Below are 23833 nucleotides of genomic sequence, written 5' to 3'. Positions count from 1 at the left end.
CTCCAGCGCCGCCATCGCGGCGTTCTGTCCGCCGATGCCGCTCACGGCGCCTCCGCGTCGCGCGCTCGAGCCGCAGATGAGCACGCGCGCGTGGCCCGTCTCGACGCCCCAGCGCTCCGCGGGGCCGAGCGACGCGGCATCCCTCTCCGAAGTGCCCTCGCGCCACGGCCATGCCAGTGCGCCGTGGAAGATGTCGCCGCCGACCATGCCGAGCGACCGTTCGAGGTCGCTGGTGGTGCGCGCTTCGATGCACAGCCGCCCGTCGGGGGCCTCGACGATGCAGTCCCGCAGGGGTTCGGCGAGCACGGAGTCCAGCGACCGCTGGGCGGCGGCGAGCAGTCGGGCTCCCGCGGCAACGGGATCCTCGCCGTCGATCAGGCGGTGCGGCACCTGCAGTCCGAACAGAGTGAGGGTCTGTGCTCCGCTCGCCCGCAGGTCCGGGCCGAGGATGGAGGGGTCCGTGAGCGAGTGGCAGTAGATCTCGGCGGGCAGCGGATCGGGGACGAGGCCCGCGGATGCCGCGACGTAGGCGGCCTCCAATTGCGTCATGGTCTCGTTGACGTGGAAGGTGCCCGCGAAGGCGGCCTCGAGGGCGACCGAGGTGTCCTTCAAGCGTGGCAGGCGTGACAGGAGCATGTTGACCTTGACCTGCGCGCCCTCGGTCTCGGGGGCTTCGGTGGAGGTCCCCCCGGCGGTGAGCAGGCGCGCGAGAACGGCCCGTCCCACTCCGCTGAGCACGACCTCTCCGACGTAGGTCTCGGAGCGATCGGTCACGATGTGCACCTCACCGGACGGTGAGACCGACGTCACCTCGACGCCCGTGCGGATGTCGGCGCCCGCCTCGCGCGCGGCCCGTTCGAGTTCCGCGGTCACCGCTCCCATGCCGCCGACCGGGACGTCCCAGTGCCCGGTCTCGCCGCCGATGACGTGGTACAGAAAGCAGCGGTTCTGTGCGAGGGAGGCGTCGTCCGCCGACGCGAACGTGCCGATGAGACCGTCGGTCAGCGCGATGCCCCGGGCGATGTCGCTGCGCAGCGATGCTCGCAGCAGGTCGCCCAGCGGCCGCTCTGTCAGCGCCGTCCAGAGCTCGTCGTCGCCGACCCGTTCGCGCATCTCGTCGGCGGTGGGCAGCGGCTCGGTCATCGTCGGGAACACGGCGCGCCCCAGCGGTGCCAAGCGCTCGCCGAAGGCGGCGAACCTCTCGGCCTCACCGGTGTCGCCGAGTGTCCGGGCGAACGAGGCGGCGGTCGCCTCGGCATCCTGGGTGTCGATCAAGATGCCGCGCGTGGGGTCGGACGGATCGGGAGTGTACGAGGAGTACCTCCGGCGGCGCAGATCGATGCGCAGTCCGAGGTCGTCGATGATCTTCTGCGGCAGCAGGCTCACGAGATACGAGTACCGCGACAGCCGCGCGTCGACCCCCGGCCACGGTCGTTCCGACACGGCCGCGCCGCCGACGGCATCCTGTCTCTCCAGGATCACCACCGATCGACCGGCGCGGGCGAGGTAGGCCGCGGCGACGAGGGCGTTGTGCCCCCCGCCGACGATGACGACGTCGTAGCGAGTGGACTCGGTGGCGCTCATCTGCCCACGGTAACGATCGTCCCCGGATCCGGAGAGGGGGTGGACCAGTAGCGTGGATGCCATGACGCTCGCCGCAGATCTGCTCGACATCGCCACCCGCATCGCCCGTGAAGCCGGGGATCTCGCCGCGCGCCGCCGCCGCGAGGGGGTCGAGATCGCGACGAAGTCGGTCGCAGCCGACATCGTGACGGCCGCCGACCGCGAGGTCGAGGCCTTCATCCGCGCCGAACTCGAACGCGAGCGCCCGGAGGACGGTTTCTTCGGTGAGGAGTCCGATGCGCACGAGAGCTCCAGCGGTGTGACCTGGGTCGTCGACCCGATCGACGGCACGGTGAACTACGCCTACGGCATCCCCGCGTGGGCCGTGAGCATCGCGGCCGTCGAGGGCTCGGCCGATCCGGCCGAGTGGACCGCCATCGCCGGGGTCGTCTACAACCCGGTCTCGGGCGAGATGTTCCACGCGACTCGCGGCGGCGGCGCCTGGCTGGGGGAGGAGCGTCTCGCCGTCAACGATGAGGTCGGCCCCGCCGGGGGTCTCGTCGCGACCGGCTTCGGCTACGACCCCGCCACCCACGCCCCGACCCTGGAGCGTCTCGCGCGCGTCATGCCGGTCGCCCGCGACATCCGCCGTATCGGCGCGGCATCCTTGGATCTGGCGTCGGTGGCTGCCGGACGCGTGGATGCCTACTACGAGAAGGGGACCAACCCCTGGGATCACGCCGCGGGTGTGCTGCTCGTGGAGGAAGCCGGTGGAGTGGTGGGCGGTTCGCCGGGCGGTCGGCCCGGCAAGGGCATGGTCATCGCCGCGGGTCCCGGGTTCTACGACCGCCTCGCGGACGCGCTCGAGACCGAGGAGTGAAGCGCGGAGCGTTCATGGCATTCTCAGACGTCCCGGGGTAGTGTGTTTACCTGATCGTTATTTTCGCTCACCCGAATCAGCGGAAATGGCAAAAGCCCCGAAAGCCCGAAGCCGTCGCGCTCGCGACACGACACGAGAGCCCCCGCGCGTTGCCGTCAGAAGCCCCCGAGACTGATCCCGCCCGCACTCGGCGATCCAGTCGACCCTCCACCGCGCCCGCCGCAACCGAGCTGACGCGGGCTGAGAGGCGTCGCCGCACCGCCCCCGTCGTGGTGGCCGATGAGTCCCCCGTGGTCTCCGAGCCCGCCGCCCTTGACCCGGCCCCGGTCGACGCCGAAGCAGTGTCTCAGCCTGAGATCATCGAGCAGGTCGCCGCCGCTGTCGTCGAGACCGTGATCGCCGCCACGATCGAACCGACTCTCCCCGCCCCCCGCCGTCGTTCGTCTCGTGCCGCTGCGAGCTCCGCCGCCCCCGCGGCGTCGCAGACCGCGACGACCGAGGCCCCGGCATCCGAGGCCCCGGCATCCGAGGCTCTCGAGGTCACCGTCGTCGACGAGCAGCGCTCCGACGACGCCGTGGCCGTCATTCTGCAGAGCGCCGATGCGACCGAGGCGACCACCCCGGTGGCGCTGCCGACCTCGCCGATCACCCTTCCGGTGACGCGTCGTGGCCGCCGTCGTCCGGTGGATGCCGAGACCCCGCGCCCCGTCGGGGCATCGGAGGCCGTGGCCCAGGATGCCGAGCCTGCCGCACGGGTCGAAGAACCTGTGGTCGACGAGCCGGATGCCGCTGATCCCACGTCCGACGAGTTCGTGGCCGCCGCGCGCCTGTTCGCCTTCACGGGCGAGACCGCCGTGCAGTCCCCCGCGCCCGTCGCCCAGGCGACGCGTCCGGTCACGCAGGGCCTGCCGGTGAGCGCCGGTCTCCGTCGTCGCAACGGTCGCCGTATCGCCGCAGCGTCGTTCTCGGTCGGCGTCATGGGTCTCGTCGGTCTGATGACCGTGGGGATGACCATGCCGGTCAGCGCTCTCGCCTCGGCGAGCGGCACCGCGAGCGTCGCATCCGTCGAGACGTCGACCCGCAGCCTCGCGGCGAGCGGCGATGTGTCCGGCGGGGCCGTCCAGGCCTACGTCGCCCCAGCGGAGGCGCAGGCCGGCGTTGTCGACCGCGCCGACGGCTACAGCTCGGCGACGTACGCGCAGATGGCCGCCGACTCCGGCATCTCGAACTTCTCCAACTTCTTCGTCAACGACCCCACCGCCGCCATCCAGTGGCCTTTCGCGGTGGGCGTGCCGATCACGTACGGCTTCGGCATGCGTGACGGCCGTATGCACGAGGGCGTCGACTTCGTCCCGGGTGAGGGATCCCCGGTGCAGGCGATCGCCGACGGCACGGTCCGCATCGCCACCGAGAGCGGCGACGCGTTTGGCGTCACCGTCCTGATCGACCACGAGATCGACGGTCAGCTCATCTCGAGCCGCTACGCCCACATGCAGTACGGTTCGCTCCAGGTCACGCCGGGCCAGAAGGTCAAGGTCGGCACCTTCCTCGGCCGCACCGGCAACACGGGCCGTTCCTTCGGCGCTCACACGCACTTCGAGCTGCTGCAGAACGGAACGACGCCGATCGACCCGCTCCCGTGGCTGCGGCAGCACACGGGAGGCTGACTCGATTCGAGGATGACGGCTTCGCTCTGATATCCTCTTCTAGTTGCCCGGAGTGATCCGGGTACGCCCCGATAGCTCAGTGGCAGAGCACTTCCATGGTAAGGAAGGGGTCGTCAGTTCAATCCTGACTCGGGGCTCACAGCATCTCCCTCGCAGGGGATGCCGCGCGGCGGGGTAGCTCAGTTGGTGAGAGCGCACGACTCATAATCGTGAGGTCGCGGGTTCAAGCCCCGCTCCCGCTACATCTCAGACGGGCTAACCCTCTCATCGCCACGGTACCCACGTGTCGGCGTATTGTCGCCCTCGTCATCGCAGGCGCGCAAACTCACCGCCAGCGCTTCCGGATCTCGTCGCGCCACGGCGGACAACGACGACGTATGGCCCGTGCGCTCGGGAGCGCTGCAAAGCCGCCTATCTCACCGCGCCGAGGTGTCGACGAATGGAAGATACCAATCCTCGATGCACGTCATCGTCGATGCGTTGACCTGGTGGCGGAGCGACAGGCCGTCCCGGTGTGCATCCACGAGATGGGCCGAACGCAGAACGGCCAGGTGGTGAGACGCCGTGAAACGGGAGATCTCCAGAGCCGCTGCGAGCGAGGAAACCGATCGCGATTCGCCGTTCGATGCTGCGGCGACTTCCGACATCAACTCGAGCCGGATGCCGTTACCCAGAGCCGTGAAGATCTGCGCGAGGCGTTCGGGGTCGCTCATACCCCATCCCTCGCGGCTCGCCGGCGGCCGGCGGCCGGATCGATCCCCGTCTCGAGCGTGGTCACAGCCGCTTACTGCCCGACGGCCGACGTCTGAAGGTGATTCTTCAGCGGAACAGCGGTGTTCGAAAGATCCGCCGAAGACACACGGGTTCCCTGCTTGACCAGTTGCTTTCCCTGCGCGAAATCGGCGACCGAGTTGACACAGTCCAGGGCGATCACCGTGCTGTCACGGAGATAGATCACGCTGAACGAAGGATCGTCGACGCTGCCACGGAGGACGGCCTCATCGTGTCCACCCTGGAGGCCGACCGTCTGCAACTTCACGTCGTACTGGTGAGACCAGAACCACGGTGCTGCCGTCTTCGGCCGCTCCGTCCCGAGGATCGCGGAGGCGACGGCCTTTCCGTGCTCGATCGCGTTCGGCACCGATTCCAGGCGCACGCGCTGGTCGTGAGCATATGCGCTCTCGTAGTTCGCGCAGTCTCCGATCGCGAACACGTCAGGAAGCGACGTGCGGAAGTCGCCGTCGACGTCGATCCCGTTGCTCACCCGCGCGCCGGCGACAGCCAGCGGCTCGACGTTGGGAATCAGTCCCACCCCGACGATGACGAGATCCGCAGGGGTCATCGTGCCGTCGACCACCTCGACAGCGCGCACGCGGCCGTTGTCGCCCACGATCTGCGAGACGCCGCTCGACAGCAGGACCGTCGCTCCATGAGCCCGATGCAGATCCGCGTAGAACTGCGAGATCTCGGCGCACGTCACTCGCGCGAGCAGTCGTTCCTGTGCCTCCACGACAGTGACGGCGATGCCGTGTTTCCGCAGCGCGGCAGCGGTCTCGAGACCGACGTATCCGCCGCCGATGATGACGGCATTCCGAGCGGTCGCCATCCTGTCCCGCAGCTTCGAGGCGTCGTCGAGCGTGCGCACGGACAGCACGCCGTCCAGATCCGCACCCGGCAGGGAGATCGTCCTCGCTCGGCCGCCGGCAGCCCAAATCAGCCGGCCGTACTCGATGGACTCCCCGTCCTCGAGCATCACGGAGTGAGACTCGGCATCCACCGATTCGACAGCGAGGCCCCGTCGGAGATCGATCGAGTTCTTCGCCAACGCGTCCGAGCTGCGCAGGAGGAACTCCTCGGGCTCGGCGGCGCCCTGTAGGAAGGCTTTCGAGAGCGGGGGTCGCTCGTAAGGAAGGTGATCCTCGGCGCTCAGCAGGCACACGGTTCCGCCGAACCCTCCCTGCCGGAGCGATACAGCAGCCTGCACACCGGCCTGGCCGGCTCCCACGATCAAGACGTCGTATGACGGACCCACGTCGAATCTCATTCCTCCGCGCACCGGGCCGGTGTTTCCGAACAACCTTGTCGCGGCGTTCACCTACCCAACATCGGGAGTACGGCCGCGTCCAATGCGACTGTCGGGAGCGAGTTATTCCCGTGGCTCATGGGTCGGTGGTCATGACTGTGAGGAATGTTTGCGCCGAGATACCGGAATTGGACGGTCGAAAATGCTGAGGTGACCATGGGATGACAGTTTGCGGAAGGACAATGATGACCGACTGGCAGAAGATCGACAACGAGATCCTGAACCCCCAGTGGTACACGACTCGCGATTACCACGACACGTTCAAGATGATGCGCGACGAAGATCCCGTGCACTGGACCGAGAACGAGTTCTACGGTCGCAACCACTGGAGTATCACGCGGTACGAGGACGTGAAGGAGTACCTCCTCCGCGACGACCTCTTCAGCAACAGGTGGGACACGCGCATCACGCGCTCTCCGAAGCGCCGGACGCCCGAAGAGCGCCACGCTCAGGGGTGGGATATCAACATCGCCACCAACGACAACCCGATGCACGACGTGTACCGCGCACCGATCAACAAGCACTTCAGCGTTCCCGCGATCGGTCGCTTGGGAAGCGAGATCTCGAGCATCGTCGACGAGATCATCGCCGATGTCGCCGACCGTGGCGAATGCGATCTCGTCGAGGACATCGCCGCGGAACTGCCGGTGAAGGTGATCCTGCGGATGCTCGGGGTTCCCGAATCCGACTGGCCCTACCTCCGGGAAGCCTCATGGCAGTGGCTCGCGGCGGCCGACCCTCGATGGGTCATCGACGGGGACCCGGTGGCAACGTCCAACTTCGGCATGCAGAAGCTCATCGACTACTGCCAGGACCTCGCGCTGGAGCGGAGGAAGAACCCCCAGGACGACTTCGCGACCATCATCGGTCAGCTCCAGATCGATGGAGACCCGTTGAGCATTCACGAGATGCGCACGTGGTTCGTCACCATGATCGGGGGCGGTCTCGAGACGACGCGTAACGCCGCTGCCGTCGGCCTGTGGGGATTCATGACGAACCCCGATCAGCGGATCGCGCTCATGGCGGACCGCAGTCTCACGAAGTCGGCCATCGAGGAGGTCCTTCGCTGGGGTACCCCGACGAAGAGCCGTCTGCGCGTGGCGACGCGCGATTTCGACTTCCACGGTAAGCGGATCAAGACCGGCGATTGGGCCATCGGATTCCTTGCCTCGGCGAACAAAGACGAAACAGCGTTCCCCGATCCGCACACCTTCGACATCACGCGGACGCCGAACGATTCGCTCGCTTTCGGCGCCGGCATCCACCTCTGCCTCGGTCGGGCGCTCGCCCGACTCGAGCTCGCGACCCTCATCCCGCGGGTTCTCGAGACCTTCCCCGACATCCAGCCCGTGTCCGACGCGGAGCCGGCCTGGATCGCCGACGTCGGCGTCAACGGCTTCACATCGATGAAGGTGAGCTACACGCCCGCCGCCGTCTCGCCCACTCCGGCAGGTGCACGATGACATCGATCACCTACGTGCTTCCGGACGGTACCGAGCGTCAGGTCGATGCGGAAGACGGCGAGTCGCTGATGCGCGTCGCCCTGCAGAACGACATCCCCGAGATCGTCGGCGAGTGCGGTGGCGAACTCTCCTGCGGCACCTGTCATGTCTTCATCGACCCTGCGGTGCACGGGGTCGACCCGCAATCGAACGAGGAGCGCGATCTTCTCGAGATGGTCGACAGTGCCACCGAGTGCAGCCGTCTCGCCTGTCAGATCACGGTCCGTCCCGACCTCCACGGACTGCGGGCCCGTATCGCTGGAGAAGAGTGATGACGCGGGGCCTCACCTGGGGGCTCAAGCGGAGCTTCCGGGACTACGTCGCGGGCATCGACGACGGTCGCGAGACGGCCGACGGCGGTGCGCGGATCGACGGCGCAGGCTTCTTCTTCCCGCTGGCGCACGAAGGGGAGGTCGTGCGTTTCTCGGGCCGCGTCGCTCTGTCGGCGTACAGCGGCTTGCTGGAGCTTCGGATCGAAGACCCGTGGGTGGAGCGCGAGGGCGAGGGGTGGGTGCTCACGATCCTCGATCCCACGTCCCGCAGCCAGCCGCGCGCGCGTCTTCCGCTGTGCGTTCTGACGGAGACCGACTCCGCTGATGACGGCGACGACGGGAGGGGGTTCCGGACGCTCGAAACCCGACTGGCACCTTCCGGAGCGCGGCTGTTCGACGGGGTGTACGTCCCGGGCTCACTCCTCGATCCGGTGAGGTTCGTCGGCGTTCAACCGCCGTCAGAGATCGCCGCGGCCACCCGAGGCTAGGGTCGCCCCATGATCGACATGCACCGGCTGCGCCAGTTCTCGGTTCTCGTGCGCGTGGGTAACTTCACCCGCGCATCGCAAGAGCTGAATATGACCCAATCCGCCCTGTCTCGCAGCATCCAGGCGCTCGAAGAACACCTCGGAACGCGACTGCTCGACAGGGAGCGGGGTAAGACGGGGGTCAGCCTGACCCTGGCCGGCACCGACCTCTACGAGCGGGCAGAGGACCTGCTCGCTCAGTTGGACGATCTCGAGTCGAGCGTCTCGGGGGTGGCGGAACGACCCGTCCGGCGCCTCCGGTTGGGGATCGGCCCGATGTTGGGAGCGGCTCTGCTGCCCACGCTCTTGCAGCGACGCCTGGGATCGGAACCCAACCTCGCGATCAGCGTCTGCACGACGACGTCCGACCTCATGACGAGTCTGCTCCTGGACGGCGATATCGAGTTCTACCTCGGCTTGGCACCCCTGAAGTACCGGCCGACACGGATGCGCCAGAGCGTCTTCGCCACGTTCCGGCCCAATTTCTACGTCCGGCCGGGCCACCCTCTCGCCGGCCGGGAGACCTTGTCGAGCAACGATCTCTCCGCGTTCCCGCGGATCTCCGGCACCGCCTGGGACGAAAACCTCATCTCTCTGGGGAATGAACGGGACCGCTACCTCTTCTCGACGACGATGCAGGTCGACAACTACGAGATTCTCGCCGAGATCGCGCGCAACTCCTCCGCCATCCTGATCAGTTCGTTGATGCGCGCGGAAGAGGGGCTCGTGCGTCTTCCCGTCTCACTCGAACTCGCCGCGCCGTACAGCGAGCTCCACATCTTCTCGCTCGCGGGCGCGCGCCTGTCGCATGCCGCCGAGAGCTTCATCGAGGAGCTCCGAGCCGAGTACCTGGCCGCGACCACGGCGCCGGATCAGATCTTCCCTTCACCACAACTGCCGCAAGGACAGCGGCGAGAAAGCGAACGCGAACATGACCCTCAATGAACTCGAGAGGACGCAGCAGATCGAGGAGTACTTCTCCACTCTCTCGAACTGGGGCCGTTGGGGAACGGACGACCGATTCGGCACCCTCAACCTCATCACCCCCGAGGTGCGCCTCGAAGCCATGAAGGCGGTCAGGACGGGTACCGCTATCTCGCTGGCACGCAACCTCGACTCCGCCCATCCCGATCCGTTGCACTCCGGCGTGACCAACGTCCAGCGGCAGTCCAAGATCGGCGAGGTGCAACACGTCCTCGGGAGGACCGCGAGGTGGGATGCGGTCGGAGAGGAGATCGTCATCAGCCCTCACGGGGGCAATGCGCACCTCGATGGACTGGGGCACTACTACTGGGACGGCTTGTTCTACAACGGCTTCTCGGCGAGCGAGTCGAACGATGTGGTCGGCTCGGCGCACCTCTCCGTGGCGGATGCTTCTCGGGGAATCATCACCCGTGGGGTTCTCCTCGATATCGCGGGACTGTTCGGCGTCCCCCACGTGGAGCGGGGCTACGCCGTGACCCCCGACGACTTGATCGCCGCAGAGAAGCGACAGGGGGTCGAGGTTCGAAGCGGTGATGCTCTCCTCATCCACACGGGCAACGCGGCCGCGATCACGTCCGAGGGTCCGCTGTACGTCGACGGCAAGCGCGGTCCGCTCGACGGGGTGCAAGCGGGGCTGAGCGAATCCTGCCTGCCCTTCCTTCATGAGCGGGATATCGCCGTGATGGGTGCCGATGGCACCCACGACGTCCAACCCTCGGCCGTGGATGACTTCGATTTCGTCCGGCCCATCCACGCGGTGAGTCTCGTCGCCATGGGGTTGTGGTTGATGGACAACCTCGACCTGACCGAGCTGGCCGGCGCCTGTGCCGAGCAGCAGCAATGGGACTTCCTTCTCACCGCCCTGCCGTGGCGGTTCGTCGGAGCCACTTCGAGTCCGCTCAACCCCGTCGCCGTCCTCTGACGCGCTTTCTCCCGCCCTCCCGCCGAGGGCTTCGTTCGCCGTGCCCGCCGGGCGCGGAACGCACCTTCGCCGCAACCGATTGACGACCCCAAGGAGCACCACCATGACCACGAACGATCAGTTCACACCGGATCGACTGGCAGACCGCGCCGAGATCCACCACCGCGTCCACCAGTTCTGCCGAGCGGTGGACCGCCTGGAGCTGGGCATCCTCAAGGAGGTGTTCCATGCGGACGGGATCGACGATCACGGCGCGTACAAGGGCGGGGTCGACGGATTCATCGAGTGGGTGTCGAAGCGTCACGAGACCATCACCTACTCGGCGCACCACGTCAGCAACACCACGATCGAGTTCGCCGACGCCGACTCGGCGTTCGTCGAGACCTACTTCATCGTCTGGCAGAGCGTGAACCCGCAGGCGAGCCTCTTCGCCGCCGGCGTCAACGCGGGTCCGTTCGAGATGTTCTCCTCCGGTCGGTACGCCGACCACTTCACGCGGAAGGACGGCCGGTGGGCCATTCAGAGCCGGACCACCATTCCCGGCTCCGCATCCAAGACGGTCGGAAGCGACGAGCTCGGGATGGCCTCCGGCTTCGCCGTCGGAACGCGCGATGCCGATGACCCGGCACTTCAGCTCCGCGCCCGGTTGGGCTTGTGAACCCGCCCGAGCACCCGAACGCATCGATCGAAGGAGCACACGAATGAGCGCCACGGCCACCGCACTCGTCCAGACCGGACCGACCGACACCGAATTCCAGGAGATCCCGCTTCCGCGGCTCATCCCGGGATCCGCCCTTCTCCGCGTCGAAGCCAACGGCATCTGCGCCAGCGACATCGACGCGTTCGAAGGGCACGGCGGCGGTTTCGACCCTGCGGACATGTCGCAGTATCCGCGCATCAACGGGCACGAGATCGTGGGTGTCATCGAAGACGTGGGGGAGGGGATCGCCGGTCGCAAGGATCTCCGGGTCGGGGATCGGGTCGCGGTGAACCCGTGGCGCTCCTGCGGCAACTGCGACGCGTGTCGCCGGTCGCAGCCTCAGTTCTGCCAGGGCATGCCGTGGGTGCGCAGCTGTTACGGCTTCATTCCCACCACGATCGGCGCGGGACTGTGGGGCGGCTACTCGACCCACGTGTACATTGATCCGAACGCCATCCTCTACACGTTTCCGAATGAGGTGAGCGCGCTGGACGCTGCCCTGTGGAACCCTCTCGCCAGTGGCATCCAATGGGCGGTGAAGGATGCCGGGGTGACGCTCGGATCGAAAGTCGCCGTTCTCGGCTCCGGCCAGCGGGGGCTCGCGTGCGTGGCCGCGGCCAAGGCCGCCGGCGCCGGAGCCATCCTGGCGACGGGGCTCTCCCGCGACGCGCACAAGCTCGCGCTGGCCACTCGCCTGGGAGCCGATGTCGTCGTCGACGTCGAGGCGGACGACGTCGTGGCCCGCGGCGCCGAGCTCACCGGCGGCAGCGGCTTCGACATCGTCATCGACACGTCCCCGGGAGCCGAGCAGCCGATCCTGGATGCCATCCGGATGCTGCGCACCGGGGGGACCCTCGCCAGCGCCGGGATCAAGGGACGCCCGCTGACGCAGTTCCCGATCGACGCCGTCACGACCAAGGGCATCCGCATGATCGGGGTGCTCGGGACCAGCCACGAGGCGCAGCAGATGGCCGCAGACCTCGTGATCAGTGGTTCCCTGCCCCTGCACGAACTCCGGACGCACACGTTCGGGTTCGACCAGTTGCCCCTCGCGCTCGAGGTTCTTCAGGGTCGGGTCGAGGGGGAGAACGCCATCAACATCGTGGTCGAGCCCGAATTCCGCGCCGCCTCGTGACCGTTCCATACAGAAAGGAATGACAATGACAGGTCTTCTCGCACGGGCGGAATTCGATCGGCTGATCGACGCCGGATCGGTGCCGGCCGGGGCATTCGTCATGTCTACGGACGCTGCCGTGACCGCGCTCTACGCGGACGTCGGCTTCGACTGGGTCCTCATCGACCGAGAGCACGGTGTGATGGACAACTCGGACATGCGGGCTCACCTCATGGCCGCGCAGGCCAACGGCGCGGTCGCTGTCGTGCGCGTCCTCGAGAACAATCCCACGCTCATCCAGCAGTCGCTCGACGCGGGTGCGCAAGGGATCATGGTGCCGAAGATCGAGACGGGCGCGATGGCCGAGCGTGCGGTCCTCGCCTCTCAGTACCGAAAAGGCGGCCGAGGCATGTGCCCCGTCGTGCCCGCGACGAATTTCACGGGCGAGGGGTGGGCGGCGCATTCGCGCACGACGAACGAGAACGTCCTTCTGATCCCCCTCATCGAGACGATGCGCGGGGTGGAGAACGTGGCGGAGATCTGTGCCGTCGACGGCGTGGATTACCTCTTCTTCGGACTCGCGGACCTGTCGCAGGACCTCGGTATCGACATGGAACGAGACATCGATCAGCTCGTCGTCCTCTGGGAGAAGGTCGCGACCACCGCTCATGAGCACGGTGTGCGCGTCGGGGCTCCCCTCGGCTACGGCTTCGATGCCCTCGCCGACTTCGGCAGCCTCGACAGCGATCTCAGTACGCTCCGTACGGCCGCGCAGAAGTCCCTCGCGGGGTTCCGAGCGAGTTCCTCGAGCTGAGGGCAGTGGCGGGGGAGGGGACGGTGCTCGATCTCATTCGGCTCGCCCACGTGGTCACCATCGCACGCGAGGGCAATTACAACGCCGCCGCAGCCAGCATCCCCCTCTCCCAGTCCACCCTCACCCGAAGCGTTCAGGCCGTGGAATCGCAGTACGGAATCCAGATCTTCGAGCGGGGACGATTCGGGGCGCGGTTGACGGAGGAAGGCGCTGACTTCGTCGAGATGGCGGAACACGTCCTGCGGCGGAGTGAGGCGGACTCCGATGCGTTGGCGGCATTCGGTCGCCACGGACCGCGAACCGTGCGCTTCGGAATGGGGTCGATCGCGGCGGCACTCTTTCTTCCGCGCCTTCTTCGACAGCTGGATGCCTCCGTGTCCGGTGTCCGAGTGGTCGTCGAATCCAACGATGGTCTCCGCGCTCTTCTTCGAAGCGGTCAGATCGACTTCTTCCTCGGTGGTATCCCGCGGGAGTCGAACGGGTTCGCGGCAGCCCACCACTTCCTCGTGTCACGAGTGCCCGGCGGCGACCTGTGCGCTCTGGTTCGACCGGGGCATCCTCTTGTAGACAGCCGTGACCGATCGGCGCTCCCCGCGTTCCCCGTCGCGGCCGGGGCGTTCATCCGCGACCTGGACATCGACCGCATCCTGCCGGGCATCCGCACCCGGGGGCCGGCGCTCGAGATGGACAACTACGACTTCCTCGCCCGCCTTGCGGGGGAGACGGATCATGTGGTCATCGGCAGCGCCTTCCTGCCCGTCATCAGACCCGAATTCGGACTGGTTCGGGTTCCCGGCTCTGATATCCGTGAGCTCCCCCTCGACTGGGGTCTCGTGCGGGCAGCGCAACGGCGGAGCCCCGAGGGCGCACTCCGTGTCGCGCAGAGTCTCCTCTCTTTGGTGAATGAATCTCTTGTCGCACAGGACCCGCAGCCCTGAGCCGACGCCGATGGGATGCTCGGCCGCCTTCCATGCGATCGACGCATCGAACGTCGCGCAAACCGTATTGGACGGCGAATCCGCCTCCGTGATGACCTGACCACAAGCCCGAGGACGCCCGACCAGCCGGCCCAGCCGCGCGTCGGCCCACGCGACCTTGCGTCAGTCATCCGCACGTCATCGCGTGCGGAAGCCCACCAGAGAGGATCAAAGAAGATGTCTCATACGCCACTCCCGTCGATTCCCGACGACCTGAGACTCAGTGCGCGTCTCGATCGCCTCCCCCTGACACGAAACCACGTCATGTGGCTCATCGTTCTCGGCATAGCGATGCTCATCGAGGTCTTCGACAACACCGTCTTCGCCTACGTCGCGCCGTCGATCCGGGCGAACTGGGGGATGTCGATCGCCGAGGTCGGACTCATCACCTCCGCCGTCTTCGTGGGAATGCTGATCGGTGCGCTGGTCGGAGGAAACCTCTCCGACCGGTTCGGCAGACGGCCGGTCCTCATCTGGGGCTCCGTGTTCTACTCGCTCATGTCCCTCGTCTGCGCGTTCGCTCCGAACTTCGAGGTGCTGGCCGTCGGTCGCGTCTTGACCGGAGTCGGCGTGCAGGCGGCGACGGGCGTTCTGCTCGTCTACGCGGGCGAGATGTTCCCCCGCTTCGCCCGCGGCCGCTCGCTCGCCGTGGTGACCTTCCTGGGTTTCGTCGGGGCCCCCGTGACCTCCCTTGCCGCGCTGGCGATCGCCCCCACGGGTGTGGAGGCCTGGCGCATCGTCTTCGGTATCGGTGCTGCCGGCCTCGTCATCGCCATCGTCGCCGCGCTCTGGCTTCCGGAGAGCGTCCGCTGGCTGCTCATCAACGGCAAGAACAGCGAGGCGGAGCGTGTGGTCGTCGGTCTCGAACGCTCCGCCGCTCGGAGTGGCAAACCGCTCGGCCCGCTGGAAGCGGACGTGCCTGCGCCGCCCCGGGGGTCGTTGCGTGACCTGCTCCGTCCCGACATTCTGAAGCGCCTGATCGTCACGTCCGTCGCGTTCTTCCTCTACATCTACTGCAACTACGGGTTCATCTCGTGGGTCCCGACGATCCTGGTCGATCAGGGGGCGGCGCAGGCGGACGCCCTGCGGTTCGCGACGGTGCTCTCCTTCTCCACCGTCGCGGGGCCGCTTCTGATGTTCTTCGTCGCAGACAAGATCGAGCGCAAGACCACGATGCTCCTGGCATCTCTGCTCGGGGCGGGCTCTCTCGTCGTCTTCGCCTTCGCTTCCGATCCGACGACGAGCCTCGTCGCGGGGTTCGGCGCTCAGCTCGGGTTCTCCGTGATGGGGGTGGTGCTGTACACCTACGTCCCCGAGGTCTTCCCCACGAACGTCCGGGGCGCGGGGTTCGGCGTCGTGAGCGGTTTCGCCCGCATCGCGGGCATCATCGCGGGGGTCAGTGTCGCCGCCATCTACACGGGCTTCGGCTATCAGATCCTCTACTCCGTCCTCGCCATCGGGCTCCTGGCGGCGGGGATCGTCGCGGGCGTCTTCGGTCCCAAGACGACGAACCGGTCATTGGAAGCGATCTCCGACGCCTCCGTGCTCGGCGAGGTTTCGACGGAGCGGACTCCGAACGTCCGCGTTCGCTGACCGAGACACAGGAGTCACTTCTATGAGAAAGGCAGATGAATGACATTTCCCATCGTGCAGGACAAGGTCACCATCGTCACCGGTGCGGCCATGGGCATGGGGCGCGAGACGGCAATCCTGTTCGCCGAAGCCGGAGCGAAGGTGGTGGTCGCGGACTTCAATGAGGAACTCGGACGCCGGACCGCCGACGACATCGTGGCGACGGGCGGGGAGGCCATGTTCCACAGGGTCGACATCTCGAGGGGTGTCGAGGTGGAGGCACTCGTCGCGGCCACCGTCGCGGAATATGGCCGCCTCGACATCGCGGTCAACAATGCCGCCCTCAAGCCGGACTCGTCACCGATCGATGAATTCGACGAACAGTACTGGGACAGGCTCATGGCGGTCGACCTCAAGGGCACCGCACTGTGCATGAAGCACGAGATCCGCCAGTTCGTGCGGCAAGGCGGGGGGACCATCGTCAACATCTCGTCGATCAACGGCTTCAAACCGACCCTCAACAGTTCGGGATACATCGCCGCCAAACATGGTGTCGTCGGGTTGACCAGGGCCGCGGCGCTGGAGTTCGGCCCCCAGAACATCCGGGTCAACTCCATCGCGCCGGGCGCGATCCGGACGCCGATGCTGGATGCCGTTCTGGCGACGCAGAATCGCACGATCGAGGAGATGGTGCCCTCCGTCAGCCTCGTAGGCCGTCTGGGCGAACCCCGCGAGGTGGCTCAAGCGACACTCTGGATCGCGAGCGACCTCGCGTCCTACGTCCACGGGACGACGCTCCACGTGGGAGGCGGGTTCGAGCTCCTCTGAGGCCCGCGAGAGCGCCCGACCCCGCGCACTCCCCCTCGTGTCGAGGGAATGCGCGGGGTCGGGCGCTTCACATCACTCCAGGCGCTGTGGTGTGACGATCAGTTTCTGGTTGGCGAACTCCTTCAGACCCGCCTCGCCCAGTTCGTGGCCGTACCCCGAGCGCTTGATGCCACCGAACGGCAGATCCGGAGTCGTTCCCGGGGGCGTGTTGATCCAGACCATTCCGGTCTCGATTCGCTTCGCCACCTCCTGAGCGTGGGCGACGTCCTCGGAGTAGACGGAACCTGCGAGGCCGAACGGCGAATCATTCGCCAGCTCGAGAGCCGCCGCCTCGTCGGCCACTCGGAACACCATGGGAACCGGCCCGAATATCTCCTCGTAATAGATCGGGTTGTTCCGTTCCACCCCGGTGAGGATGGTCGGCTGGACGAAGGTCGGGATGTCCGGCACAGGCTCCCCGACCTCGATGAGGGTGGCGCCATGGTCGACGGCACGTCGAAGCTGTTCCTTCACGCGTTCAGCTGCGGCCCGCGACGAGAGCGGTCCGACGGTCGTTTCCTCCGCGAGGGGATCACCACCACGCAACCCTGAGAGCGCCAGCCGGTAGCGTTCGAGGAACTCGTCGTACCGCGAATCGACGACGATGATCCGTTTGGGTGAGATGCAGATCTGACCACTCTGCGCCATCCGGCCCATCGCCGCACACGTGACGGTGAGGTCGAGGTTCGCGTCTTCGAGCACGATCATCGCGTCGGAGCCGCCCAGCTCGAGCACCGACTTGGTGAGTGCGGCACCAGCCTGGGCGGCGACGATCGATCCCGCTGTCTCGCTCCCCGTGAGCGTGACACCACGGACGCGCTCATCGGCGATGATGCGTTCCGACTGCGCATGCGTGGCGTACACGTTCGTGAACACGCCCTCGGGCAGTCCCGCATCGAGCATCAACTGGGAAAGCGCCTGTGCGCACTGCGGCACGATGTTGGCGTGCTTCAAGATGACAGCGTTCCCCACCGCGATCTGCGGTGCAAGAACCCGGACCACCTGGTAGAAGGGTGCGTTCCACGGCTCGACAGCGAACACGATGCCGAGCGGATCGAAATGGACCTCCGCTTCGCCCGCAACCGTCGCTACGGGCTTCGGCTTCAGGAGGTGCTCGGCGTTCTCGGCGTAGTAATCGAAGATGGACTGGGAGATGTCGACTTCGCGTAAGGATTCACCGAGCAGGCGGCCCATTTCCAACGTTGAGAGGCGGCCGAGCTCGACCCGACGCTCCTTCACGAGCTCGGCGGCACGCGCCAGCACGGCGACGCGTTCCGCGATGGGTGTGGCTCGCCATCTCAGATAGGAGGCATGGGCGGTCTCGAGCGCAGCGTCGATCTCGGCATCAGTCGCGTCGGGGACGGAGAGGAGCACCTCTCCTGAGTACGGGTTCAGGCTTGTGTATGACATGCGTGCACCGCCCTCAGAACTTCGTGATGACCGAACGGATGACGGTGCCGGTCGACAGCGCGTCGTAGGCTTCGTCGATCTCATCGATCGAGATCTCGTTCGTGACGAGATCGTCGAGGTTGTAACGACCCGCCACGTACATGTCGGCGTAGAACGGGATGTCGCGCTTGAGGTTCGTCGAGCCCATCATCACGGCTTTGATCGTCTTGTGGGTCGCCAGAAAGGCCGCCGACGTCTCGATCTCGATCTTCGCGCCGGGCTTGCCCATACCGACGAGGATCGCCGTACCGCTGGTCTTCACCGCAGCGATCGCCTGCATCTGAGTGGCGGGGAGCCCGATGATCTCGAAAGCGAAGTCGACCCCGCCCCCACTCAGCCGGCGAATCTCCTCCACCGTGTCGTTGTCGCCCGGGTTGACGGTGTGCGTGGCGCCGAAGCGACGGGCCATCGCAAGCTTGGAATCCTGGATATCGACCGCGATGATCATCTTGGCGCCGGAGAGCTGGGCCGCGGCGATGGCGTTCAGGCCGACCCCGCCGGTGCCGATCACGGCGACCGTGTCGCCCGGCCTCACCTTCGCGCTGTTGATGACCGCGCCTGCTCCGGTAACTGTGCCGCAGCCGAGCAACGCTGCTCGAGAGAAGGGGATCTCTTTGTTCACCCGCGCCAGTTGATTCTCGTGCACGAGCGCCTTCTCCGCGAATCCGCTGAGGCCCATCGCCTGGTACACCGGCCCGTCAGCGCTGAAAAGGCGAGGGCCCTCGCCTTCGCTGCGCTCGACCGCAAGCGGGTTCAGGCAATCGGTCTGCAATCCTTCGATGCAGGGTTGGCACCTCCCACACCACTGAACCAGGCAGCCCACGACGTGGTCGCCGAGCTGAAAATCACTCACCTCCGGGCCGACGCCGATCACCACCCCGGCGAGTTCGTGTCCGTAGACCGCGGGAAGCGGAAAGCCGAAGTCATTCGCCATCAGGGAGTGGTCGGTCAGGCACAGGCCGGAGGCCTTGACGTCGACCAGCACCTCGCGGCCGATTGGGTCGGCGATGTCGATTTCTACCGTTTCAAAACCCTCGCCTACTTCGCGGGTCAAGGCTGCTTTCATTGTGCTCTCCATTCATCGTCGAATGGGGATGCCGGGAGGCATCCCTCAGTTGAGCTCCGTGTCCACTTCGTCCAGAGGTGTCGAATCTGCGTCCGCCGTCAACCACCACCGCGGGGCAAGCGTGTTGAACAGACGAAGGAAATCGTGGGGGTCTCGATGGCCCTCGCGCGGGAGCCAACTCACCAGCACCCCGACGAACAGGTAAGCGAAACCGGTCGCAGCCGCCTCGGCGAAGCGATCGGCATCGGAGTCGAAGGGAAGGGTCTCATCGCCGTTCCAGAAGCTGAGTCCGATCTCTCGCTGCGCCTGCATCACCGACTCCCGCACATGCCCGAGAAGCATGGTCGCGACACCGGGGGCGGAGTCGGTGAGCAATGCGGGCCCATAGATCGCCTCACGCTCGATGACGTGTTCGACCACCTTCACGAGCGTCGCCTCGAACCGACGGCGACGTTCGAAGGCCTCGTTCGGCATGTCTCTCAGCGCCTCGCTCCGCAGCGCGTCGAGCTCGGCTCTCAGCGCCTCGTCGAGCAGCCGGGAGGGCGAGTCGGTATGCCGGTAGAAGGTGGCCCGACCGATAGACGCTCTGGCTGCTAGGTCCGTCGCGGTCACCTCGGCGATCGGTTTCTCCGTCGCGGCCGCGAGCGCTGCCTCGTGGAGGCGGGCCCTCGACCTGAGGTGTCGGGCATCTCCTTCGACGACAGTCATGAGACAAGTGTCTCATTGTCTGGCGTCGGGTGCTAGGGCGTGTTGCTAAAGGCTTCGGCCGGAGCGATAGCTTGGTCGCGTGCTTCGTGATTCGGTGACGGTGGTGGCGGACATTGATGCGTCCGTCGAGGTCGTCTGGCGATTCTTGACGGCTGGACGTGGCGCATGGTGGCCCGAGATGCGCTTCGAGGCGGCCGTCGGCTCGCCGCTCGTCGAGACCTGGGTAGAGGAAGGCCGACAGGTAAGCGCGACGGGGAGCGTCACGCGATGCAACGAGCCGTATGTTCTCGGATTCAGTTGGACCGAACAGGGCTGGGATCACCCGCTCGACGTCGTGATCGAGCTGGTAACGCACGGACAGGCGACCTTGGTCACGCTCACCGAGTCAGGATTCTCCCGCGCTCGGACCCCGCACTCGTTGCCTGCGGAACACGAGGCGGGGTGGCGATACCATTTGGCGCGATTGAAGCGGACGAGCGAGGGTGAAGCAGTCGACGTCGATGATTAGCGAACGCTGCTGGTGAGCCAGTGGAGGGTTGCGGCGAGGCAGAGGCCTGCGTGGTAGTTGCGGGCGGTCTTGTCTGAGCGCATCGCGATCCCGCGCCACTGCTTGAGCTTGTTGAAGCAGCGTTCGACGACGTTGCGGCCGCGGTAGCGGGCGCGCTGTTGGTCACCGAAATCGATCGGTCTCCCTCGGCGCTTGCGTCGGTGAGCGATCTGATCGTCCCGCTCAGGGATCGTCGCAGCGATCCCACGCTCTCGTAGCCAGGCCCGGTTCGCCTTGGACGGGTAGCCCTTGTCCGCCATGACCCGGTCCGGCCGGGTCCGTGGCCTGCCTCTCGCTCCGGGGACGCGGATCTCGCTCAGCGTCGCGGTCAGCATGCTGGTGTCCGCTGCCTGCCCGGGGGTGAGGATGAACGAGAGAGCCCGTCCTTTCCCATCGCAGACCAAGTGGTTCTTGGTGGTCAGGCCGCCTCGGGAGCGGCCGATCGCGTGATCGGGCGGCTCGTCACCGAACTTTTTGTAGATCGACAGAGCCCCCTGTGACGCGGGGACGTGTCGCGCCGTGCTGGTGCACACGCACGATCGTGGAGTCGATCGACGCGACCCAATCCAGGTCACCGGACTCCTGTGCGAGGGACTGCGTCTTCTCCAGAACTCGTGCCCACACGCCCTGCTCGGACCACCGGTTGAAGTTCTTGTAGATCGTGTTCCAGTTCCCGAACCGCTCCGGCACGTCCCGCCACGGCGCGCCGGTGCGGAACCGCCACGCCGTCGCCTCGACGACCGTGCGCCGATCCACCGGCGGACGCCCCGTCGACTTCACCCTCGGGAACAACGGGCCGATCACAGCCCAGGCTTCATCCGAGATCACATCGCGAGACACGTTCCAAGACTCGCCGAACAACCCATCAGATGGGTTTAGCAACACGCCCTAGTGCAGACCCCTCCGAAGTGCCTGCTCGCGGACGTTCAGCTCGGTGCGGGCGTCCCGTCCAGCGAAGGGCCGATCGGTGGAGCCGCTGTCGGAGAGGACGCGTTCGTCGGCGCCTCCCGCAGGAGGAATCGCTGCACTTTGCCGCTGGCCGTCCGGGGGAGTGCCTCGACGACGTGGACTTTCCGCGGGTAGGCGTGTGCGCCGTATCCTTCACGCACCGCCCGTTGCACTCGTTCTTCCAGCCCCTCCATCCGCGATCCGGCCACGGGCACGATGAAAGCCTCGACCGCTTCCCCGCGAAGCGGGTCGGGCCTTCCGACGACGGCGACCTCCGCGACACTCGGGTCCTTCGCGATGATGCTCTCGATATCGAAGGGCGCGATACGGTACCCGGCGGCGAGGATGACGTCGTCGTCTCGCGCCGAGAAGAAGAGATGAGGGCCTTCGAGCCGCCCGGTATCACCGGTCAGGTACCAGGCCCCATCCCGGGTGAACCGTTCCTTCGTCTGCTGCGGTGCGTCGACGTATCCGGTGAACCACATGAGTGGGCTCCGGACCAGCGACAACGCCAGCGAGCCATCGACGATCCCTGCGGTGAACCCGGGCAGTGCCGTGCCCATCGACCCGGGAGGCACCGCATGTCGGACTCGGACATCCCAAAGATCTGCCACCGCCATGCCCTGTTCGGTCTGACCCCAGTGGTCCCGAACCTGTGTGCCGAGAGCCTCGGGGGCCCACGCCGTGACGTCGGGCGTGAGAGGCTCGCCCGCTGAGGAGGCAACGCGGAGGTGAGCCGCGAGCACCACCCCCTCCTTCTTGAGGGCTCGGTAGACCGTGGGGGACGCGGCGAAGTTCGTCACCCGCAGAGCGTCAAGGCACCGCTTCGTCAACGGCGGGGAGAATTTGCCGCGCAGCAGAATGTTGGACTGTCCCACCGCGAGCGGTCCCACGATGCCGAAGTAGAGGCCGTATGCCCACCCGGGATCGGCGGCGTTCCAGAACACATCCTGCTCGGAGAGGTCGAGCCCGTACCTCATGTAGGAGATGAAGGCGCCGATCGCGAAAGCGGGTACACCGACAGCCTTGGGCACGCCCGTCGTCCCGGAGGTGTAGAGCTGGATGAACAGTCCGTCCGACCCGATTGCGACGTCGCCGTTGAGCGCATCGTGTCTGTCGGCGAGCTCGTCCAGGCCGGGGCCGGTTTCCAGGACACGCACATCCGCGTCCTCGAGTTTCGCTCGCTGGTCGGGGTCGGCGACGACGAGGTCAGCTCCGGCCTTCTTCACCCGCGCGAGGACGGCGGGCGCGGCGAAGGCGGTGAAGAGGGGAACGATCACGGCCCCGAGGCGCCAACAGGCCAGGAGGACGATGGGAAGCTGCCGCGACTTGCCCATCAGCACAGCGACCCGGCTTCCCCCCTCCACTCCGTGCTCCTGCAGAGCGTGCGCCAGACGCCGTGAACGATCCGCCAACTCTCCGTAGGTGAGGTGCTCGACCCGAAGCTCCTGGTCGATGACAGTGAAGGCGATCTTGGTCGGGTCGTGGGCGTCGCACAAGATCTGCGCGACGCTCAGCGCCGGGTCCGAGAATCGCGATCTCAGCTCCTCCACCTCGGCGACGAGTTCCGGAAGCTCGGCCCACGGGGCGCGCGCAACCTGCACCCCTTCGCCGGCAGGCGCGGGCGTCGGCACCGACTCCTCCCTCACTGTGCCGCCTCCGCGACAGCCGACATCCCGCGACGGCGGGCGCTGCGTACCGGCGGGGGGTCGAACCCCGCGACGACCCGATTGCGTATCTCGCCCAAGCACGAGACCGTCATCGCGACGATGTCTCCTCTATCGAGGGGCCGGTGGGCGGTTTCGCCTTGGGTGCCCCAGAGCTCGGCCAGGGATCCGCCATTGCCGCACGTGCCCGAGCCGATCACGTCGCCGGAGCGGATGACTGCGCCCCGGGACGCGTGAGCAATGAGCTCGGGGAATGTCCAGGCCATGTTCGAGAGAACGTCGTCGCCCACCTCGACGTCGTTGATCGTCACCGTCATCCGCAACGGGAGAAAACCGTCCTCGTCCATGAGGGGATCGAGTTCGTCCCTGGTGACGATCCACGGCCCGAACGTGGTGGCCGTGTCTTTCGACTTGGCGGGTCCGAGCCCCACGCGCATCTCGCGACTCTGCACGTCTCGGGCTGACCAGTCATTGAGAATCGCGTAGCCGAAGATGTGCTCGTCGGCTTCTCCGACGCTCAGAGATCGTCCCTCTCCCGTCAGGACGGCCGCCACCTCCAACTCGAAGTCGAAGCGCACACACCCCGGCGGTATCGGCACATCGTCGTGCGCCCCCACGAGTCCGTGCGGATTGCTGAAGTAGAAGGCGGGCGCCGCATACCACTCCTCCGGCACGACCGCGCTGGCCGTCACCGATCGGAGCGCGCCCCGAACGTGCTGCTCGAACGCGGCAAAGTCACGCACGGATGGAGGACTGAGCGGTGGAAGCAGCCGCACCTTCTCCAGCGTGACGGCGGGTTCGCTGGCGACCGTCCGGCGCCCGAGGTCGAGCGCGGACGGTAGCCCGAGCTCCACGGCATCCAGCACCGTCATCCCGGCGGGGAATGCGTGGGCTCCCTCGTCGGTGACGACGCCGGACTTCACGGCGTCGGATTGCTGCCAGGTGGCGAGGCGCATCTCGTCCTCCTCCGTGGTCGAGGCTGGGCGCCGGGCAGCACCCGGGCG

At 66.7% G+C, this 23833-nt stretch carries 22 protein-coding genes, 2 tRNA genes and 1 pseudogene; 16 read left to right on the top strand and 9 right to left on the bottom strand.

What is annotated here, in order from left to right; genetic code table 11:
- Positions 1-1584 (bottom strand): phytoene desaturase family protein (locus tag FE256_RS08780; RefSeq protein ID WP_138174766.1); only part of this gene is annotated, 1584 nt, incomplete at its 3' end.
- 61 nt (positions 1585-1645) lie between these two features.
- Between FE256_RS08780 and FE256_RS08775 the strand changes: the two genes are divergently transcribed.
- From FE256_RS08775 to FE256_RS08760, 4 genes are all read left to right on the top strand, one after another.
- Complete coding sequence (locus tag FE256_RS08775) at positions 1646-2443, top strand: inositol monophosphatase family protein (protein WP_138174764.1); 798 nt, start codon at positions 1646-1648, stop codon at positions 2441-2443.
- Positions 2444-2733: 290 nt separating this feature from the next.
- Positions 2734-4110: a M23 family metallopeptidase gene (locus FE256_RS08770; RefSeq protein WP_252370949.1), complete on the top strand. Its 1377-nt coding sequence runs from the start codon at positions 2734-2736 to the stop codon at positions 4108-4110.
- A 65-nt stretch (positions 4111-4175) separates the two neighbouring features.
- A tRNA-Thr gene (locus tag FE256_RS08765) sits at positions 4176-4247 on the top strand.
- Between the two features lie 31 nt (positions 4248-4278).
- Positions 4279-4352: transfer RNA gene (locus tag FE256_RS08760), tRNA-Met, on the top strand.
- A gap of 174 nt (positions 4353-4526) precedes the next feature.
- Here FE256_RS08760 and FE256_RS08755 read toward each other — a convergent pair.
- Both FE256_RS08755 and FE256_RS08750 read right to left on the bottom strand, forming a co-directional pair.
- Entirely contained in the window at positions 4527-4823 is a 297-nt protein-coding gene (locus tag FE256_RS08755) for an ArsR/SmtB family transcription factor (RefSeq protein ID WP_138174762.1), read from the bottom strand.
- Between the two features lie 71 nt (positions 4824-4894).
- Positions 4895-6142, bottom strand: coding sequence for an NAD(P)/FAD-dependent oxidoreductase (locus FE256_RS08750; RefSeq protein WP_212743501.1), 1248 nt, complete (start codon positions 6140-6142; stop codon positions 4895-4897).
- 236 nt (positions 6143-6378) lie between these two features.
- Here FE256_RS08750 and FE256_RS08745 point away from each other — a divergent pair, with 236 nt between their 5' ends.
- From FE256_RS08745 to FE256_RS08695, 11 genes are all read left to right on the top strand, one after another.
- On the top strand, positions 6379-7656 hold the full coding sequence (locus tag FE256_RS08745; protein WP_171024269.1) for a cytochrome P450: 1278 nt from the start codon (positions 6379-6381) through the stop codon (positions 7654-7656).
- Positions 7653-7967, top strand: a complete 315-nt coding sequence (locus tag FE256_RS08740; RefSeq protein ID WP_138174756.1) for a 2Fe-2S iron-sulfur cluster-binding protein — start codon at positions 7653-7655, stop codon at positions 7965-7967. The genes FE256_RS08745 and FE256_RS08740 overlap by 4 nt, the downstream gene beginning before the upstream one ends.
- Positions 7967-8455 carry an HtaA domain-containing protein gene (locus FE256_RS08735; protein WP_138174754.1) on the top strand — a complete coding sequence of 163 codons (489 nt, stop codon included), beginning with the start codon at positions 7967-7969 and terminating at the stop codon, positions 8453-8455. The genes FE256_RS08740 and FE256_RS08735 overlap by 1 nt, the downstream gene beginning before the upstream one ends.
- Before the next feature lie 9 nt (positions 8456-8464).
- Complete coding sequence (locus tag FE256_RS08730) at positions 8465-9439, top strand: LysR family transcriptional regulator (protein ID WP_138174752.1); 975 nt, start codon at positions 8465-8467, stop codon at positions 9437-9439.
- Positions 9426-10400 (top strand): cyclase family protein, encoded by a 975-nt coding sequence (locus FE256_RS08725; RefSeq protein WP_138174750.1) that lies wholly within the window; start codon positions 9426-9428, stop codon positions 10398-10400. The genes FE256_RS08730 and FE256_RS08725 overlap by 14 nt, the downstream gene beginning before the upstream one ends.
- A gap of 103 nt (positions 10401-10503) precedes the next feature.
- Positions 10504-11058, top strand: coding sequence for a nuclear transport factor 2 family protein (locus tag FE256_RS08720; protein WP_138174748.1), 555 nt, complete (start codon positions 10504-10506; stop codon positions 11056-11058).
- 43 nt (positions 11059-11101) lie between these two features.
- Complete coding sequence (locus FE256_RS08715) at positions 11102-12235, top strand: zinc-dependent alcohol dehydrogenase (RefSeq protein ID WP_138174746.1); 1134 nt, start codon at positions 11102-11104, stop codon at positions 12233-12235.
- Positions 12236-12260: 25 nt separating this feature from the next.
- A complete protein-coding gene (locus FE256_RS08710) occupies positions 12261-13028 on the top strand; it encodes an HpcH/HpaI aldolase family protein (protein ID WP_171024268.1) in 768 nt (255 codons plus the stop codon).
- A gap of 23 nt (positions 13029-13051) precedes the next feature.
- A complete protein-coding gene (locus FE256_RS08705; protein ID WP_138174742.1) occupies positions 13052-13966 on the top strand; it encodes a LysR family transcriptional regulator in 915 nt (304 codons plus the stop codon).
- A gap of 216 nt (positions 13967-14182) precedes the next feature.
- Entirely contained in the window at positions 14183-15598 is a 1416-nt protein-coding gene (locus FE256_RS08700; RefSeq protein ID WP_171024267.1) for an MFS transporter, read from the top strand.
- A 39-nt stretch (positions 15599-15637) separates the two neighbouring features.
- Positions 15638-16405, top strand: coding sequence for an SDR family NAD(P)-dependent oxidoreductase (locus FE256_RS08695; RefSeq protein ID WP_138174738.1), 768 nt, complete (start codon positions 15638-15640; stop codon positions 16403-16405).
- Between the two features lie 72 nt (positions 16406-16477).
- Here the strand turns inward: FE256_RS08695 and FE256_RS08690 are convergent, their stop codons facing one another.
- From FE256_RS08690 to FE256_RS08680, 3 genes are read right to left on the bottom strand one after another with little or no spacing between them, the layout of a single operon-like run.
- Positions 16478-17854, bottom strand: a complete 1377-nt coding sequence (locus FE256_RS08690; protein ID WP_138174769.1) for an NAD-dependent succinate-semialdehyde dehydrogenase — start codon at positions 17852-17854, stop codon at positions 16478-16480.
- 13 nt (positions 17855-17867) lie between these two features.
- Entirely contained in the window at positions 17868-18959 is a 1092-nt protein-coding gene (locus FE256_RS08685) for a zinc-binding dehydrogenase (protein ID WP_138174736.1), read from the bottom strand.
- Between the two features lie 45 nt (positions 18960-19004).
- Positions 19005-19667 carry a TetR/AcrR family transcriptional regulator gene (locus FE256_RS08680; protein ID WP_138174734.1) on the bottom strand — a complete coding sequence of 221 codons (663 nt, stop codon included), beginning with the start codon at positions 19665-19667 and terminating at the stop codon, positions 19005-19007.
- Between the two features lie 79 nt (positions 19668-19746).
- On the opposite strand from FE256_RS08680, the gene FE256_RS08675 reads away from it, so the two are divergent.
- Positions 19747-20175 (top strand): SRPBCC family protein, encoded by a 429-nt coding sequence (locus FE256_RS08675; protein WP_240663950.1) that lies wholly within the window; start codon positions 19747-19749, stop codon positions 20173-20175.
- Here FE256_RS08675 and FE256_RS08670 read toward each other — a convergent pair.
- From FE256_RS08670 to FE256_RS08660, 3 genes and pseudogenes are all read right to left on the bottom strand, one after another.
- Positions 20172-21075, bottom strand: a pseudogene (locus FE256_RS08670) (IS5 family transposase). The gene FE256_RS08675 and the pseudogene FE256_RS08670 sit on opposite strands and share 4 nt — an antisense overlap.
- A 65-nt stretch (positions 21076-21140) precedes the next feature.
- Positions 21141-22796 (bottom strand): AMP-binding protein, encoded by a 1656-nt coding sequence (locus FE256_RS08665; protein ID WP_252370948.1) that lies wholly within the window; start codon positions 22794-22796, stop codon positions 21141-21143.
- Positions 22797-22807: 11 nt separating this feature from the next.
- Positions 22808-23785: a fumarylacetoacetate hydrolase family protein gene (locus FE256_RS08660; protein WP_138174732.1), complete on the bottom strand. Its 978-nt coding sequence runs from the start codon at positions 23783-23785 to the stop codon at positions 22808-22810.
- Positions 23786-23833: the final 48 nt, after the last annotated feature.

This window comes from Microbacterium sp. 5K110, assembly GCF_005774735.1.
In the GTDB taxonomy this organism is placed as follows: domain Bacteria; phylum Actinomycetota; class Actinomycetes; order Actinomycetales; family Microbacteriaceae; genus Microbacterium.
Note: the sequence above shows the minus strand (reverse complement) of the source record. Positions and strands in the feature narration are given on the sequence as shown.

What these genes read in the sequence shown, in the direction of transcription:
- FE256_RS08685 (WP_138174736.1), bottom strand. Translation starts at nt 18,959, where the DNA reads ATGAAAGCAGCCTTGACCCGCGAAGTAGGCGAGGGTTTTGAAACGGTA.
- FE256_RS08735 (WP_138174754.1), top strand. Translation starts at nt 7,967, where the DNA reads ATGACGCGGGGCCTCACCTGGGGGCTCAAGCGGAGCTTCCGGGACTAC.
- FE256_RS08745 (WP_171024269.1), top strand. Translation starts at nt 6,379, where the DNA reads ATGACCGACTGGCAGAAGATCGACAACGAGATCCTGAACCCCCAGTGG.
- FE256_RS08730 (WP_138174752.1), top strand. Translation starts at nt 8,465, where the DNA reads ATGATCGACATGCACCGGCTGCGCCAGTTCTCGGTTCTCGTGCGCGTG.
- FE256_RS08740 (WP_138174756.1), top strand. Translation starts at nt 7,653, where the DNA reads ATGACATCGATCACCTACGTGCTTCCGGACGGTACCGAGCGTCAGGTC.
- FE256_RS08660 (WP_138174732.1), bottom strand. Translation starts at nt 23,785, where the DNA reads ATGCGCCTCGCCACCTGGCAGCAATCCGACGCCGTGAAGTCCGGCGTC.
- FE256_RS08680 (WP_138174734.1), bottom strand. Translation starts at nt 19,667, where the DNA reads ATGACTGTCGTCGAAGGAGATGCCCGACACCTCAGGTCGAGGGCCCGC.
- FE256_RS08695 (WP_138174738.1), top strand. Translation starts at nt 15,638, where the DNA reads ATGACATTTCCCATCGTGCAGGACAAGGTCACCATCGTCACCGGTGCG.
- FE256_RS08720 (WP_138174748.1), top strand. Translation starts at nt 10,504, where the DNA reads ATGACCACGAACGATCAGTTCACACCGGATCGACTGGCAGACCGCGCC.
- FE256_RS08690 (WP_138174769.1), bottom strand. Translation starts at nt 17,854, where the DNA reads ATGTCATACACAAGCCTGAACCCGTACTCAGGAGAGGTGCTCCTCTCC.
- FE256_RS08755 (WP_138174762.1), bottom strand. Translation starts at nt 4,823, where the DNA reads ATGAGCGACCCCGAACGCCTCGCGCAGATCTTCACGGCTCTGGGTAAC.
- FE256_RS08710 (WP_171024268.1), top strand. Translation starts at nt 12,261, where the DNA reads ATGACAGGTCTTCTCGCACGGGCGGAATTCGATCGGCTGATCGACGCC.
- FE256_RS08725 (WP_138174750.1), top strand. Translation starts at nt 9,426, where the DNA reads ATGACCCTCAATGAACTCGAGAGGACGCAGCAGATCGAGGAGTACTTC.
- FE256_RS08715 (WP_138174746.1), top strand. Translation starts at nt 11,102, where the DNA reads ATGAGCGCCACGGCCACCGCACTCGTCCAGACCGGACCGACCGACACC.
- FE256_RS08700 (WP_171024267.1), top strand. Translation starts at nt 14,183, where the DNA reads ATGTCTCATACGCCACTCCCGTCGATTCCCGACGACCTGAGACTCAGT.
- FE256_RS08775 (WP_138174764.1), top strand. Translation starts at nt 1,646, where the DNA reads ATGACGCTCGCCGCAGATCTGCTCGACATCGCCACCCGCATCGCCCGT.